The 14,908-nt window shown below is 62.6% G+C and carries 16 protein-coding genes; 10 read left to right on the forward strand and 6 right to left on the reverse strand.

What is annotated here, in order from left to right; all coding sequences use genetic code 11:
- Window position 1: 1 nt before the first annotated feature.
- Window positions 2–532: a peptide deformylase gene (gene def, locus NKJ88_RS04310; RefSeq protein WP_023673213.1), complete on the reverse strand. Its 531-nt coding sequence runs from the start codon at window positions 530–532 to the stop codon at window positions 2–4.
- Window positions 533–635: 103 nt separating this feature from the next.
- On the opposite strand from def, the gene NKJ88_RS04315 reads away from it, so the two are divergent.
- Window positions 636–1,889: a DNA recombination protein RmuC gene (locus NKJ88_RS04315; RefSeq protein WP_352443606.1), complete on the forward strand. Its 1,254-nt coding sequence runs from the start codon at window positions 636–638 to the stop codon at window positions 1,887–1,889.
- A 101-nt stretch (window positions 1,890–1,990) separates the two neighbouring features.
- Here NKJ88_RS04315 and NKJ88_RS04320 read toward each other — a convergent pair whose 3' ends face one another.
- From NKJ88_RS04320 to NKJ88_RS04335, 4 genes are all read right to left on the reverse strand, one after another.
- Window positions 1,991–2,797, reverse strand: a complete 807-nt coding sequence (locus tag NKJ88_RS04320) for a class I SAM-dependent methyltransferase (RefSeq protein WP_023824010.1) — start codon at window positions 2,795–2,797, stop codon at window positions 1,991–1,993.
- Window positions 2,798–2,877: 80 nt separating this feature from the next.
- Complete coding sequence (locus NKJ88_RS04325; protein WP_023673210.1) at window positions 2,878–3,282, reverse strand: GFA family protein; 405 nt, start codon at window positions 3,280–3,282, stop codon at window positions 2,878–2,880.
- A gap of 77 nt (window positions 3,283–3,359) precedes the next feature.
- Window positions 3,360–4,313, reverse strand: coding sequence for a cation diffusion facilitator family transporter (locus tag NKJ88_RS04330; protein WP_352443607.1), 954 nt, complete (start codon window positions 4,311–4,313; stop codon window positions 3,360–3,362).
- A 110-nt stretch (window positions 4,314–4,423) separates the two neighbouring features.
- Window positions 4,424–5,233: a transglutaminase-like domain-containing protein gene (locus NKJ88_RS04335; protein ID WP_023687480.1), complete on the reverse strand. Its 810-nt coding sequence runs from the start codon at window positions 5,231–5,233 to the stop codon at window positions 4,424–4,426.
- A gap of 213 nt (window positions 5,234–5,446) precedes the next feature.
- On the opposite strand from NKJ88_RS04335, the gene NKJ88_RS04340 reads away from it, so the two are divergent.
- On the forward strand, window positions 5,447–5,572 hold the full coding sequence (locus NKJ88_RS04340) for a hypothetical protein (RefSeq protein ID WP_006200611.1): 126 nt from the start codon (window positions 5,447–5,449) through the stop codon (window positions 5,570–5,572).
- Between the two features lie 214 nt (window positions 5,573–5,786).
- Entirely contained in the window at window positions 5,787–6,101 is a 315-nt protein-coding gene (gene sugE / locus NKJ88_RS04345; RefSeq protein ID WP_023681326.1) for a quaternary ammonium compound efflux SMR transporter SugE, read from the forward strand.
- 88 nt (window positions 6,102–6,189) lie between these two features.
- On the opposite strand, the gene NKJ88_RS04350 is transcribed toward sugE, so the two are convergent.
- Window positions 6,190–6,618, reverse strand: a complete 429-nt coding sequence (locus NKJ88_RS04350; protein ID WP_023673205.1) for a DUF6481 family protein — start codon at window positions 6,616–6,618, stop codon at window positions 6,190–6,192.
- Between the two features lie 234 nt (window positions 6,619–6,852).
- Between NKJ88_RS04350 and NKJ88_RS04355 the strand changes: the two genes are divergently transcribed.
- From NKJ88_RS04355 to pmtA, 7 genes are all read left to right on the forward strand, one after another.
- A complete protein-coding gene (locus NKJ88_RS04355; RefSeq protein WP_023824013.1) occupies window positions 6,853–7,914 on the forward strand; it encodes an LLM class flavin-dependent oxidoreductase in 1,062 nt (353 codons plus the stop codon).
- Between the two features lie 110 nt (window positions 7,915–8,024).
- A complete protein-coding gene (locus tag NKJ88_RS04360; protein WP_023681324.1) occupies window positions 8,025–9,194 on the forward strand; it encodes an AI-2E family transporter in 1,170 nt (389 codons plus the stop codon).
- Window positions 9,195–9,275: 81 nt separating this feature from the next.
- A complete protein-coding gene (locus tag NKJ88_RS04365; protein WP_352443608.1) occupies window positions 9,276–9,479 on the forward strand; it encodes a hypothetical protein in 204 nt (67 codons plus the stop codon).
- A gap of 22 nt (window positions 9,480–9,501) precedes the next feature.
- Window positions 9,502–10,500, forward strand: a complete 999-nt coding sequence (locus NKJ88_RS04370) for an LLM class flavin-dependent oxidoreductase (protein ID WP_352443609.1) — start codon at window positions 9,502–9,504, stop codon at window positions 10,498–10,500.
- Between the two features lie 371 nt (window positions 10,501–10,871).
- On the forward strand, window positions 10,872–12,788 hold the full coding sequence (dnaK, locus tag NKJ88_RS04375; RefSeq protein WP_352443610.1) for a molecular chaperone DnaK: 1,917 nt from the start codon (window positions 10,872–10,874) through the stop codon (window positions 12,786–12,788).
- A 219-nt stretch (window positions 12,789–13,007) separates the two neighbouring features.
- Window positions 13,008–14,138, forward strand: a complete 1,131-nt coding sequence (dnaJ, locus tag NKJ88_RS04380; RefSeq protein WP_023681322.1) for a molecular chaperone DnaJ — start codon at window positions 13,008–13,010, stop codon at window positions 14,136–14,138.
- Between the two features lie 117 nt (window positions 14,139–14,255).
- Entirely contained in the window at window positions 14,256–14,861 is a 606-nt protein-coding gene (pmtA, locus tag NKJ88_RS04385) for a phospholipid N-methyltransferase PmtA (protein WP_023681321.1), read from the forward strand.
- The last annotated feature ends 47 nt before the right edge of the window (window positions 14,862–14,908 follow it).

The raw sequence follows: 14,908 nt of genomic DNA on the forward strand, positions 1-14,908 counted from the left end.
CCTATCCCACCAGCTTGCCCGGCGCCTTGTCCTTGGCGAGCTTCTTGAACTTCTTGACCACCATGTCGCGCTTCAGCTTCGAGATGTGGTCGATGAACAGCACACCGTTGAGATGGTCGATCTCGTGCTGCAGGCAGGTCGCCATCAGGCCTTCGGCCTCGATCTCCTGCAGCTTGCCGTCGCGGTCGAGATATTTCACGCGCACCGAGGCGGGACGCTCGACCTCGGCGTAATAGTCCGGGATCGACAGGCAGCCTTCCTCGTAGACCGAGCGAGCGTCGGCGCTTTCGAGGATTTCGGGATTGATGAAGACATGCGGCGCCGGCGGCTCGTCTTCCTTGGCGAGGTCGATGACCAGCATGCGCAGCGGCTCGCCGATCTGGATTGCGGCCAAGCCGATGCCCGGCGCATCATACATCGTCGCCAGCATGTCGTCGGCCAGTTTGCGCAAAGGCGCGTCGACGCGTTCGACCGGTTTGGAAACCTGGCGCAGGATAGGATCGGGAAGGATGATGAGCGGCTTGATCGACATGGCGCCTCACCTAAAACGTCGCAGGAGAAGCGTCAACCGGTGCGAATCGGTCTCGTTCACGTTTTGATCTGTGCCAGGTCTGCGAATCGGCTATGCTGGCGGGATGAACGACCTGAGCACCATCCTTTCCGAATCCGTTGCCCGGCTTGGCGCCACGACGATCACGCTCGGCCATGCACTGGCCCTCGGCGCGCTGGTGTTTCTCGGCCTGTTCCTGGCGCTTGTCGTGGCGCTGTGGCGATCGGCCAAGGCGCGCACCATCGCCGCGGCGGAAGCCGCCGACCACGCCCGCGACGCCGAGGCGCGGATGGCCGGCATTTTGCAAAGCCAGGCCGAGATGCAGGGCCGCATGGGCGCCATCGCCGACGTGTTCGGCGCAAGGCAGGCCGAACTCAACCAGTCGATCGGCCAGCGCCTCGACGCCATGACCGGCAGGCTCGGTCAAACCATGACCGAACAGACCAAATCGACGCATGAGAGCCTCGCCAAACTGCAGGAACGGCTGGCGGTCATCGACACCGCGCAAGGCAACATTCAGTCGCTGGCCGGCCAGGTCGTGCAATTGCAGGCGATCCTGTCCAACAAGCAGACGCGCGGCGCCTTCGGCCAGTCGCGCATGGAGGCGATCGTCGCCGACGGCCTTCCGATGGGCGCCTACGAGTTCCAGGCAACGCTGTCAAACGGCAGCCGTCCCGACTGCCTGGTCAGGATGCCGAACGGTGCGCCGCAGCTTGCCATCGACGCCAAGTTTCCGCTGGAAGCCTGGAACGCCATCCGCGCCGCCGATGGCGCCGAACAACAGAAGATCGCGGCCCAGGCTTTCCGCCGCGACATCGAAATTCACGTCCGCGATATCTCGGAAAAATACCTGATCCAGGGCGAGACGCAGGACACCGCCTTCATGTTCGTGCCGTCGGAATCGGTGTTCGCCGAAATCCACGAGAATTTCGACGCCGTGGTCCAGAAGGCGCACCGGGCGCGTGTCATCATCGTCTCGCCGTCGCTTTTGATGCTGTCGATCCAGGTCATCCAGGCCATCCTCAAGGACGCCCGCATGCGCGAACAGGCGCATCTGATCCAGGGCGAGGTGATCCGGCTGATGGAGGACGTCGCGCGCGTCGACGAACGCGTGCGCCGGTTGCAGACGCATTTTGGCCAGTCGGCCAAGGATATCGACGAGATACTGGTGTCGACGTCGAAGGTGACCAAGCGCGGCCAAAAGATCGAAGCGCTGGAGTTTGGCGAAAGCGAAGCCGAAGTGCGCGGTGGCGGCCCCGCCAAGGCCGAAGCCGGGGTGCGGGTGGCGGATTCCAAGACGGGGCAGCTCAGGCTACGTGTCGTCGAAGGCGACGATTAAAGCGCGTCGCGCTGAACGGATTCATACAACGCGCTTTAAAAGTCTTTGTTTTGATGCATGTCGTTGTCCCAGAACCGCGGCACACTTCTGGGCGCCATGCATTAGACCGTAGCCACGATCACGTGCGCCTGGATCTTGGCCGCAACCTCGCCGCTGCCGTGTCTGGCTGCAATCACGGACGCGGCGTGATCGGTTGCGGCTTCCAGTTTTCCTCTAGCCTCGATTTCGTTGCGAAGCGGAGTTCCCTGGCAATAGGCAACCGCCGGAAGGAGCGGCGAGGAGGCACGGCTTTGTTCGGCCCTCGTGTCGATCACCACACGGGAGAAACCTGCGGCTTCCAACTCGCCGCGGATCAATGCAGTGTCATTGTAGCCGTGCGGCGTGCGGGCGAGAAAGCGGGGCGGATCGTTCGGAAAAATCTCCGCAAGAGCATTCGTCACATCATTGGCGAATACATTCTCTTCGATGCGATCCCACACGTTGAACAGGAAATGGCCGCCGGTCTTCAGGACCCGCTTTGCTTCGCGATAGCCGGCGGCTCGGTCGGGAAAGAACATCGCGCCGAACTGACAGCAAACGAGATCGAAAGCCGCATCTTCGAACGGCAGCGCCAGAGCATCCGCCTGACGCCATTGTATGCGACTGTCGGGAGCTTGTCGCGAGGCCGCGTAGTCGAGCATAGGCTGGTTCAGGTCGGTCACGACATAGCTTGCGCCCGGAGACAGTTTTGGAGCCAATGCGCGGGTGACAACGCCGGTGCCGGCGGCGACTTCCAGGACGGCGCCGGGCGACAAGGACGCTGCCCGTCGTGCCAAATCCACGGCGAACGGCTCGAAGATCAACGGCACCATGTAGCGGTCGTAGTTTTCCGGAATCGAGCCGGCAAACACTTTGTCCGTTTCCGACATTGCTATCCCCGCCATCCGTTTGATGGGTAGCCTAGCACATTATTGGCTGGTTTGGGCCGCGTTTAACCGGGAGGCAGGTGCTACTGCGCCTCTACGATGCTTACGCCCTCGAATTCCGGAAGCCAGTGCAGGGCCGATCGGTGCCATTTCTGTTGGGTCGGAACGAGATCCTCGCGTTGCCGCGCGGTCCCCGCCCTGATCCCATAGACCTTCGGCCCGTCGCCAACCGACGTTGCGTAAAGATGCGAACCGCAGTCGCCGCAGAACGCCTGGGCACGCTTGGCGCCGCTCGATCCCGTCTTGATATAAACCTTCGGTGTGCCCTTTGTGATCCTATAATGATCCTCAGGCGCGGGAACAGTGACACGAAAGGCGGTACCGGTCAGTTGCTGGCAGTCGGTGCAATGACAGATAGAGGTCTTTTCCGGGTCGACGTCTGCTTCATAAGTTATGGCGCCGCAATGGCACCCACCATCGATTTTCATGGTTGATTCTCCGAAATCCGTCGGGTGATCTTAGCGGGACCAGGCGATGGGACCAACGGTGCACTGCTGGTCCAGAACTAGTCCGACGCCGCCTCGACCTGCTTGCGCCGGTGCTCCCACGTTCCGGTCGTCTGCGGCTTGACGAACAGTCTGGTGATCTCCGGCATTTCTTTTTTCAAGAGCGCCTCGATGCGCTCGACACAGGCTTCGATCTCAGGCGCCGTCAGATGGTCCTCGAATTCGATGCTCAGCCCAGCGACGATCTGTTGCGGGCCGAGATGGACGGTGAGAACGCCGTTGGCCCGCTGCACTGCCGGATCCTGCTGGGCGCTGGCCAGCACCTTGGCCTGCACTTCCGGCGAGGCGGGCTCACCGATGAGCAATCCCTTGCTTTCGCGCGCCAGAAAGATGGCGGTGGCGCCGAGGATCATCGCGATGCCGATCGAGGCGACGCCGTCGAGTTCGGGCATGTCGAGGAGTTCGGCCGCCAATATGCCGGCGAAGGCGACGAACAGACCGAGCAGGGCGGCGCTGTCCTCGAACAGGATCGTGTAGACGCTCGGATCCTTGCTCGATTGCACGGCCTGCAGCCAGCCTTGGTTGCCCTTCTGCTGGCGGAACTCCTTCAGCGCCACGTACCAGGAGCTGCCCTCGAACAGCATTGAGAGGCCCAGCACAATGTAGTTGATTTTGGGATTGGCGACCGGCTCAGGCGCCATGATGTGGACAACGCCTTCATAGAAGGACACGCCGGCGCCGAGCGCAAAGACGAGCAGGGCGACAATGAAGCTCCAGAAATACAGCTCGCGGCCATGGCCGAGCGGATGCGTGCGGTCCGGCGGACGGGCGGCGCGGTGCATGCCGTAGAGCAGCAGCCCGCCATTGCCGGTATCCACCAGCGAGTGCACGCCTTCCGACAGCATCGCCGAGCTGCCGGTGAAGAAGGCGGCGACGAATTTGGTAACAGCAATAGCTAGATTACCGGCGAGCGCCGCGTAGATGACCGTCTTCGGCCCGGCATGTGCTGCCATGCTGTCCCTCCAAGGAACCTGATGTAACGCCCCTGAGCTCCACAGGCATCACAACGCACGAATCGCCCGGTCGTTCAGGGTCTTGTAGGCCAGCTTGCGAAAAGACGCCCCTATTCGATGATCTCGTCCGTCCACACCTTGAAACCAGCCAGCGTGCCCGGTCCGAAGATGTGGGTGAGCGGCACGTCGGCGGCGTCGCGGCCCGACGCGATCAGGATGCGGCCGATGCGCGGCGAATTGTTGCGTGGATCGAAGACATGCCAGCGGCCGCCGAGATAGACCTCCATCCAGGCTGCGAAATCCATGCTCGCCCAAGGTTTGGGCAGGCCGATGTCGCTGATGTAGCCGGTGCAGTAGCGGGTCGGGATATTGAGCGCACGGCAGAAGGTGACCGCAAGGTGGGCAAAGTCGCGGCAGACGCCGCTTTGCTCGCGATAGGCTTCGGCCGCGGTGCGCGTCGGTCGGGCATTGCCGTAGCTGAAGACGATGTGGTTGTGGACGAAATCACAGACCGCCTGGACGCGGGCAATACCGAGCGGAGTGTGCCCGAACAGCCGCCAGGCTTCGCTGGCCAGCAGATCGCTCTCGCAAAAGCGGCTGGGCAACAGGAACAGCAATGTGTCCGACGGCAGGTCGCGCACCTCATGCTGCCAGGCCATCAGGTCGCCCATCTCGAAGGTACCGGGGTCGCGGATTACCGAATCGGTGCCGAAGGTGAAGCGTCCGGGCGGGGCGACGAAACGGTTGCACCAATTGCCGAAACTGTCGCGGTAGCTCTGGATCGGCACCGGCGGGTTGGAGGTCAGGAAATCCGGGCGCTCGAGATCGGAGGCCCTGGAGTAGTGGACGTTGAGCATCGCGATGAGCGGCGTTTCCTGCGGAAAATCGAAACTCATCTCGCTGCCGATGCGGATTCGCATTGTCGTCCTGACCGCACTTCCTGATCATCGCCGGGCGAAGGCATGGCCGATGCTGCAGTGCGAAGGCAACCATGGCACGGACCGGAATGGTTTACGAGCAAATTAGAAACCGGTTGAAAGCGGCCCGCCGGCGCCGGCGACGGACGCCCGCCCCCTTGCAGTCCGGCGTTTCTCTTGTTTCACTTGGCCTCCCAGCAACTGGAGGAACGAATCATGGCTAAAGGTGCGATGAAGGCGGGCAAGGAAGCTCGCAAGCCGAAAAAAGACGCCAAGAAGCCCGCCGCGGCTCCGGCACTCAAGGCGCCGCCCGTCAAGGCGATGAGGCTCAAGGAAAAGTAAGCCCGCCTTAGGTCGTCAATATCTTGGGACGGTTGAGATCCGGGCAAACCGTTTCGGCGCAGATTTTGACGCCGGCGGCATGAACGATGCTGCCGGCGTTTTGTTGATCGGACCGGCGCAGCCGCTTATACCGAAGCGGCGAGGACGACCTCGCGCCTTTCTCAAAAGTCCGGCCGGGACGGCCCGCCATGCTCATGGAATGGAGTGCATCCCGATGTCGTGGATTTTTCTGTTTTTCGCTGGTCTGTTCGAAATCGGCTGGGCGATCGGCCTCAAATACACCGACGGCTTCTCGAAGCCGTTGCCGACGGTGCTAACCGTCGCCTCGATGATCATCAGCCTGGGCCTGCTTGGCCTGGCGCTGAAGACGCTGCCCGTCGGCACGGCCTATGCGGTGTGGACCGGCATCGGCACGGTCGGCACGGCGCTGCTTGGCATCTGGCTGCTGGGCGAGCCTGCGACGGCCATCCGGCTCGCCTGCATTGCGCTCATCGTCTGCGGCATTATGGGGCTGAAGCTCGCCGCCTGAGCTCCGAGGCATCAAACCCTTAAATTAGGCAAACGCCTTCAGGGCCGCTGCAAGGCGACCCTGATGTCCGATCGTTTCGATCGAAGCGTTAGCGGGCGGAGAAGCCCGGAGGCGTCCTGCCGGTACGCTGCTTGCGCGCCGCATAGCGTGCGTCGCGCTTGGCCTTGCGTTCGGCTTCGTCGGCCAGCAAACGGGCGATGCGCTCGTTTTCTTCGGCTTCCTTGATCTTCGCTTCAGCCTGCGCTGCCTCTTCGGCCGCAATACGCGCCGCTTCGGCTGCTGCCTCGCGCTCGGCCTTCTCGACCGCCTCGCGTGCCAGCTTTTCCTGCTTCAGCCTGGCCTTTTCGGCCTCGCGTATCTCGCGAGCCTCAAGAATCGCCTTGCGTTCGGCCTGTTTGGCCAGAACCGCAGGATCATCAGCCGCCGGCTTTGACTTGAAGCGCTCCAGAAGCGCCTTCTTTGCCTCGTTCGCGGCATTGCGCCGCTCGAAAATGTCTTTTTCCCTGTAGATAGCCAAGTCCACTTCCCTGAAGTCAATTCGCGACGCTTACATACGCGCGAAAACCGAGAGTTCAAGCGCCAAAACGGTATGCCAGCCATGAAAGTTTATGCTGTTGCAGCCGGGAGACGCGTTTTCCCTGAAACAAAGCCGGCCGAAACCGACATGCACTGTTCACCATCCGCCCCTCTGGCGGCCGGGGCGGCTCGCCGCTACCTCTAGCGGCAAATCAGAACATTTGGATGACATGCCATGGAACTCGGTCTCTACACTTTCGCCGACGTCAGCCCGGAGCCCGGCCCCGGCGCGATCGGCCCGCATCAGCGACTACGCAATCTGATCGAGGAGGTCGAGCTGGCCGACCAGGTCGGCCTCGACGTCTTTGGTCTGGGCGAACATCACCGCCCCGACTATGCCGCGTCCGCGCCGGTGGTGGCGCTGGCCGCTGCCGCCGAACGCACCAAGCGCATCAAGCTGACCAGCGCGGTCACCGTGCTGTCCTCCGACGATCCGGTGCGCGTCTTCCAGCAGTTCGCAACGCTCGACCTTTTGTCGGGCGGCCGGGCCGAGATCATGGCCGGGCGCGGCTCGTTCATCGAATCCTTCCCGCTGTTCGGCTACAATCTCGAGGACTATGACGAGTTGTTCGCCGAAAAGCTCGATTTGCTGCTGGCCATACGCGACAGCGTCAAAGTCACCTGGTCCGGCAATCTGCGCGCGTCGATCAATGACCGCGGCGTCTATCCGCGGCCGCTGCAGGACAAATTGCCGATCTGGATCGCAATAGGTGGAACGCCGCAATCTGCGGCGCGCGCGGGCGTGCTCGGTTTGCCGCTGGCACTGGCCATCATCGGCGGCGAGCCGGCGCGGTTTGCACCGCTGTTCGACATTTATCGCGATGCCGCAAGGCGGGCCGGTACCGACCCCTCGGGCCTTGCCACCAGCATCAATGTGCACGGCTTCATCGCCGGCACCACTGAACAGGCGGCCGACGATTTCTATGGCCCGCAGGCCGAAGTGATGAACCGCATCGGCCGCGAGCGCGGCTGGGGCCCGACCTCGCGGGCGCATTTCGATCAGTCGCGTGGTCCGAACGGCGCGCTGTTCGTCGGCGATCCGGAGCAGGTGGCGGAAAAGATCGTCGCCCAGCACAAGATCTTCAACAATGACCGCTTCCTGCTGCAGATGGCGATCGGCGCCATGCCGCACGCCAAGATCATGAAGGCGATCGAACTGTACGGCACCAAGGTGGCGCCGATCGTACGCAAGGAGACCGCCAAGCCCGGCGTCGCCGTCGCAGCGCCAGCCGCCTGAGCGACGGGCGGCCCGGATTGAGGGCCTTGCCGGCTAACGGAACCTTGGGCTTGCAGAGGCGTTTCCGTCAGGGGAAAGCACCAATTGCGGTGCGCCGCTGAGGGAAAATCATGAAAGCCGAACCCGCCGCTTTGGGTGCTGGCCTTGCCGAGACCGAAGAGGCGAGAGTTGTGGCGCGTGCCGACACGCATCTGATGCGTTCGCTGCTCATCGGGATCTTCCTGTTCATGGCCATCTACGCGCTGTATTTCGCGCGTGCTTTCTTCATGCCGGTCATCCTCGCCTTCCTGCTGACGCTGACGCTGACACCAATCGTGCGCTTCCTGCGCAAGCGCGGCATTCCGGAAGTGGTTTCGGCGACAATGTTGGTCGTGCTGTCGATCTGCGTCTTCGGCGTTGCCGGCTATCTGCTCAGCGGCCCGGTCATCGACCTTCTCAACAACACCTCGTCGATCGGCCAACAACTTACCGAACGGCTGGCGCAATTGCGGCGTCCGCTCGAGAGGATCATGCAGATCTCGCATCAGATCGAACAGATGACGGAGACCTCGCAGGAGCCGGGCATCCAGAAGGTGGCGATGGCGCAGTCCGGCGTCCTGTCGGCCGCCGCCAGCAACGTCCTGTCGGCGGGGACAAGCCTGACCATCATCTTCGTGCTGTCACTGTTCCTGCTGGCGTCGGGCACGATGTTCTATGAGAAGATCATCCAGTCCTTCGCCAGCCTCAGCGAGAAGAAGCGGGCCTTGCGCGTCGTCTATGACGTCGAGCGCGAAATCTCGCATTATCTGCTCACCGTCACCGTCATCAATGCCGGTCTCGGCGCGGTTATCGGCCTTGGCCTGTGGGCGCTCGGCATGCCCAACCCGCTCGTCTGGGGAACGATGGCGGCGCTGCTCAACTTCCTGCCCTATGTCGGCGCGCTGATCACCATCGTGCTGGTCAGCGTCATTGCGATGATCAGCTTCGACTCGATCACCTACGCCCTTTTGGCGCCGGGCTTCGTGCTTTTGTGCGACATCGTCGAAGGCCAGTTCGTTACGCCGATGGTTGTCGGCCGACGCCTCGAGATCAACGCCGTGGCGATCTTCATCGCCATCGCCTTCTGGTCCTGGCTTTGGGGCTTTGTCGGCGCGCTGATGGCGGTGCCGCTGCTGGTCGTCGTCAAAGTGTTCTGCGATCATTTCGATGGCCTCAGCCATGTCGGCAATTTTCTCGCCGCACAGCAGACGGCCGTGGTGGAGGAGGAAGCGGCCGAAGAGAACGGAAAGGCCGCGCCATAAGCTTGCCGCGCCTGTCCGTCATCTCGCATTTTTGTCTTCAGGCGGAGTGCCTATATCGAGCCGGTCAACCCGGACCCTCCGATGAACGATGCCTCCTTCGACCTCGACGCCTATTTCGACCGCATCGGCTATCGCGGCCCGATCGATGCTCCGCTCGGCACGCTGAGCGCGTCGCATCGCCAGCATCCGCAGGCGATCCCGTTCGAGAATATGGACCCGCTGCTTGGCACCAGCTCGACATCCTCATTCCCGACCGCGCCTTCGAAACCAGGGTCAGGCAGTTGAACATCGTAAAGGCTTGAGGCCCATGACCGCACTTTCCGTTCTCGACCTGTCGCCGATCGTCGAAGGCAGCGACGCCTCGCAATCGCTGGCAAATTCGCTCGACCTGGCCCGCCATGCCGAGCGGCTCGGCTACAAGCGCTACTGGCTGGCCGAGCACCACAACATGCCGGGCATCGCCAGCGCGGCGACCGCCGTCGTCATCGCCCATGTCGCCGACGGCACCAAGACCATCCGCGTCGGCGCCGGCGGCATCATGCTGCCCAACCATGCGCCGCTGGTGATTGCCGAGCAGTTCGGCACGCTGGCGGCACTGCACCCCGGCCGCATCGACCTCGGCCTCGGCCGGGCGCCCGGCACCGACATGGGAACGGCGCGTGCGCTGCGCCGCAATCTCGAGGCGTCAGACAATTTCCCCCAGGATGTCGTCGAGCTGATGGGCTATTTCCAGCCGGCCGCGGAAGGCCAGCGTATCCACGCCGTGCCCGGCGAAGGCCAGAAGGTGCCGGTCTGGATCCTCGGTTCCAGCCTCTATGGCGCGCAGCTCGCCGCCATGCTCGGCCTGCCCTATGCATTCGCCTCGCATTTCGCGCCGGCCGAACTGGACCATGCGCTGGAGATCTACCGTTCGCGCTTCCAGCCTTCGGAACAGCTGGACAAGCCCTATGTCATGCTCGGCCTCAATGTTTTCGCCGCACCAACCGACTCTGAGGCCAAACTGCTGTTCACCTCGCTGCAGCAGGCCTTCGTCAATCTGCGCACCGGGCGGGCCGGCCGCCTGCCGCCGCCGGTCGAGGGCTATGACCAGACGCTCGAGCCGATGGCAAAAACCATGATTTCGCAGGCGCTGTCCTGCGCCGTCGTCGGCTCTCCCGAAACCGTCCGGCAAGGCATAGACGCGTTCGTGCGCCGCACCGGCGCAGACGAGCTGATGGTGACCGCGCAGATCTTCGACCATGCGGCACGCGTGCGCTCGTTCGAAATCCTGGCCGAGGCGCATAAATCGCTGTCGCAGGCCGCGTGACGCTTTTGCCTGTGTCTGCTGTGGGCAGGCGCCTTCCTCAGCCAGGAGCCGCCTCTCTCACGCATAGGTGACGTTTTCTTGTGGTTTCGAAGCCCTGACTGGGCGCTTCGCCGGGGGATCGGGCAGATCCTGGGGTTTTGAGCGCGGTTTGAGCACATCCGGGCCGCCGGGCGGCTGTTCAAAGGCGCCAAGCGCGGCGCGGTGGATGCCATGCGCAGAATGCTTGCGCCCGATGCCGCCTGTTCTTATATACGCGCCAAGCCGCCCAGTGCCGGAATGCCGGTTGCCGGAGCGGAATTTCTTGTGAACAGGGGCTTTCGTCGGAACGCCTTACGGGTCCTGAGAGCCTGCTTAGCGGAGAGACTAGAAAAATGGCAAAAGTAATCGGTATCGATCTCGGCACCACCAACTCCTGCATCGCCATCATGGATGGCAAGGAGCCCAAGGTCATTGAAAATGCGGAAGGCGCGCGCACGACGCCTTCCATCGTCGCCATCTCGGGCGACGGCGAACGTCTCGTCGGCCAGCCGGCCAAGCGCCAGGCGGTCACCAATCCTGAAAACACCATCTTTGCGGTCAAGCGCCTGATCGGCCGCCGCTATGACGACCCGGTGACGGAGAAGGACAAGAAGCTTGTCCCCTACAAGATCGTCAAGGGCGACAATGGCGATGCCTGGGTCGAGGCCGGCGGCAAGAAGCAGTCGCCCAGCCAGATCTCGGCCATGATCCTGCAGAAGATGAAGGAAACGGCGGAGGCCTATCTCGGCGAGAAGGTCGAGAAGGCGGTCATCACCGTTCCGGCCTATTTCAACGACGCCCAGCGCCAGGCCACCAAGGACGCCGGCAAGATCGCCGGCCTTGAGGTGCTGCGCATCATCAACGAGCCGACGGCTGCAGCACTTGCCTACGGCCTCGACAAGAAGGATGGCAAGACCATTGCCGTCTATGACCTTGGCGGCGGCACGTTCGACATTTCGGTGCTCGAAATCGGCGACGGCGTGTTCGAAGTGAAGTCGACCAATGGCGACACCTTCCTCGGCGGCGAGGATTTCGACATGCGTCTCGTCGAATACCTGGCGGCCGAGTTCAAGAAGGAACAGGGCATCGACCTGAAGAACGACAAGCTTGCGCTGCAGCGCCTCAAGGAGGCGGCTGAAAAGGCCAAGATCGAGCTGTCGTCGACGACGCAGACGGAAATCAACCTGCCCTTCATCACCGCCGACGCGACCGGCCCCAAGCACCTGACGCTGAAGCTGACCCGTGCCAAGTTCGAGCAGCTGGTCGACGATCTCGTCCAGCGCACCATCGAGCCCTGCAAGGCGGCGCTCAAGGATGCCGGGCTGAAGGCTGGCGAGATCGACGAAGTGGTCCTGGTCGGCGGCATGACCCGCATGCCCAAGATCCAGGAGATCGTGAAGCAGTTCTTCGGCAAGGAGCCGCACAAGGGTGTCAACCCGGATGAAGTCGTCGCTTTGGGCGCCGCCATCCAGGCCGGCGTGCTGCAGGGCGACGTGAAGGACGTGCTGCTGCTCGACGTGACGCCGCTGTCGCTCGGCATCGAGACGCTGGGTGGCGTGTTCACCCGCCTGATCGAACGCAACACGACCATCCCGACCAAGAAGAGCCAGGTGTTCTCGACCGCTGAAGACAGTCAGTCGGCCGTGACCATCCGCGTCTTCCAGGGCGAGCGTGAAATGGCTGCCGACAACAAGGCGCTCGGCCAGTTCGACCTGGTCGGCATTCCGCCGGCGCCGCGCGGCGTGCCGCAGATCGAGGTCACTTTCGACATCGACGCCAACGGCATCGTCAACGTTTCGGCCAAGGACAAGGGCACCGGCAAGGAGCACCAGATCCGCATCCAGGCCTCTGGTGGCCTTTCGGACGCCGACATCGAGAAGATGGTCAAGGACGCCGAAGCCAATGCCGAGACCGACAAGCAGCGGCGTGCTTTGGTCGAGGCCCGCAACCAGGCCGAGGCGCTGGTGCACTCCTCCGAGAAGTCGCTGAAGGAATATGGCAACAAGGTTTCGGAAACCGAGCGCACGGCGATATCGGAGGCTATCACGGCGCTGAAGGCTGCTGCCGAAGGCGACGATGCCGCCGACATCGAGGCCAAGTCGCAGACGCTTGCCGAAGCATCCATGAAGCTCGGCCAGGCCATGTACGAAGCTTCGCAGAAGGAAGCGGCGGAAGCCGACGCCAAGGCGGACGCGGCCAAGGATAGCGACGTGGTCGACGCCGATTTCGAGGAAATCGACGAAAACGACGAGAAGAAGAAGTCGGCCTGACCGGTTGACGGCAAATAAAGCGGAAAGCCCGGCGCAAAGCCGGGCTTTTTTGCAACCCTCGCTGAAAAAGTGCGGGCCTTGCCGAAAAAGTCACTGAAAAACACAGGCACAAGCGCGCCGGCCCTAGCATCCGGGCAGCACCGCTCCTAAATCGAGACAACGTGCCGGCAAACGACGCAACATGCATCAAGACGTTGAGCATCCGGACTGCGGGAAAAGATGAAAGCTGATTTCTACGAGACGCTGGGCGTGCAAAAGGGCGCCGACGAGAAGGAGCTCAAGAGCGCTTTCCGCAAGCTGGCCATGCAGTTCCATCCCGACCGCAATCCCGGCGATCACTCATGCGAGCATAAGTTCAAGGAAATCAACGAAGCCTACGAAACGCTGAAGGACCCGCAGAAGCGCGCGGCCTATGACCGTTTCGGTCACGCCGCCTTCGAGCAGGGCGGCATGAATGGCGGCGCGCAAGGTTTTGGCGCCGGCGGCTTCGCCGACATTTTCGAAGATATTTTCGGCGACATGATGGGCGGGCGCCAGCGCCGCTCGTCGGGCGGCCGCGAACGCGGCGCCGATTTGCGCTACAATATGGAAATCACGCTGGAAGAAGCGTTTGCCGGCAAGACCGCGCAAATCCGCGTGCCGGCCTCGATCTCATGCACGGAATGCTCCGGGACCGGCGCCAAGCCCGGCACCCAGCCGGTGACCTGCTCGATGTGCCATGGCCACGGCAAGGTACGAGCGACGCAAGGCTTCTTCTCGATCGAGCGTACCTGCCCGCAATGCCAAGGCCGCGGCCAGACGATCAAGGACCCGTGCCCGAAATGCGCCGGCCAGGGCCGCGTCACCGAGGAACGCTCGCTGTCGGTCAATATCCCGGCCGGCATCGAGGACGGCACCCGCATCCGGCTTGCCAATGAGGGCGAGGCGGGCCTGCGCGGCGGCCCATCGGGCGACCTCTATATTTTCCTGGCGGTGAAGCCGCATGAATTCTTCCAGCGCGACGGCGCCGATCTCTACTGCAAGGTGCCGATATCGATGACGACGGCCGCCCTTGGCGGCTCGTTCGAGGTGACGACGCTGGACGGCAGTCAGACCAAGGTGAAAGTGACCGAAGGCACGCAGAACGGCCGCCAGTTCCGCCTCAAGGGCAAGGGCATGCCGGTGCTGCGCCAGCCCAATGTCGGCGACCTCTATATCCAGACCGCGGTCGAAACGCCGCAAAACCTGTCGCGCCGCCAGCGCGAGTTGCTGGAAGAGTTCGAGCAGCTGTCGTCGAAGGACAATTCGCCCCAGTCGAGCGGCTTTTTCGCCCGCATGAAGGACTTTTTCGAATCCTTCGGCGAGCACTGAACCCAAGCCAAGGCCGCCACGCTTCCCGAACGTCATCAACATCTTATGCCAGATCGCGCCTTGCCTTGGACCTGTTAGCTGCTAAGTAGCGTTCGGGGAGTGTTGAGGAGAACTTGCATGGCACGTGGTCCGGGATTGCGGAAGGCGCTGGCGGAAAAGTTCGACGACGAACTCAAATTCTTCAAAGGCTGGATCGACAAGCCGAAGTCGGTCGGTTCGATCGTGCCGACAAGCTCCGTCACCGCCCGCAAGATGGCTTCCATCGTCAATCCGAAGTCCGGCCTGCCGGTGCTTGAAGTCGGCCCCGGCACAGGCGTCATCACGCGTGCAATCCTCGCCCAGGGCGTTAAGCCCGAAAACCTCTACGCGGTCGAATATTCCACCGATTTCGTGCGCCATCTGCGCCAGCTCTATCCCGGCGTCAACGTCATCGAGGGCGATGCCTTCAATCTCAACGCCACGCTTGGCGAGAAGAGCGGTATGGTTTTCGATTCCGTCGTCTCCGGCGTGCCGCTGCTCAATTTCCCGGTCGCACAGCGGATCGCCTATATTGAAAGCCTGCTAGACCGCATCCCGGTTGGACGGCCGATCGTGCAGCTGACCTATGGGCCGTTGTCGCCGATCCCGCCCGGCCGCGGCAATTACACGGTCAAGCATTTCGACTTCATCTTCCGCAACATCCCGCCGACGCAGCTGTGGATCTACCGGCGGGAAGCGCATTAGCTGGTATTGGGGGCGGGAGAAGTCTCTGGCGCCTTGTAGAGGATCGA

The sequence above is a fragment of the Mesorhizobium sp. M0016 genome (assembly GCF_040324035.1).
Taxonomy (GTDB): Bacteria; Pseudomonadota; Alphaproteobacteria; order Rhizobiales; family Rhizobiaceae; genus Mesorhizobium.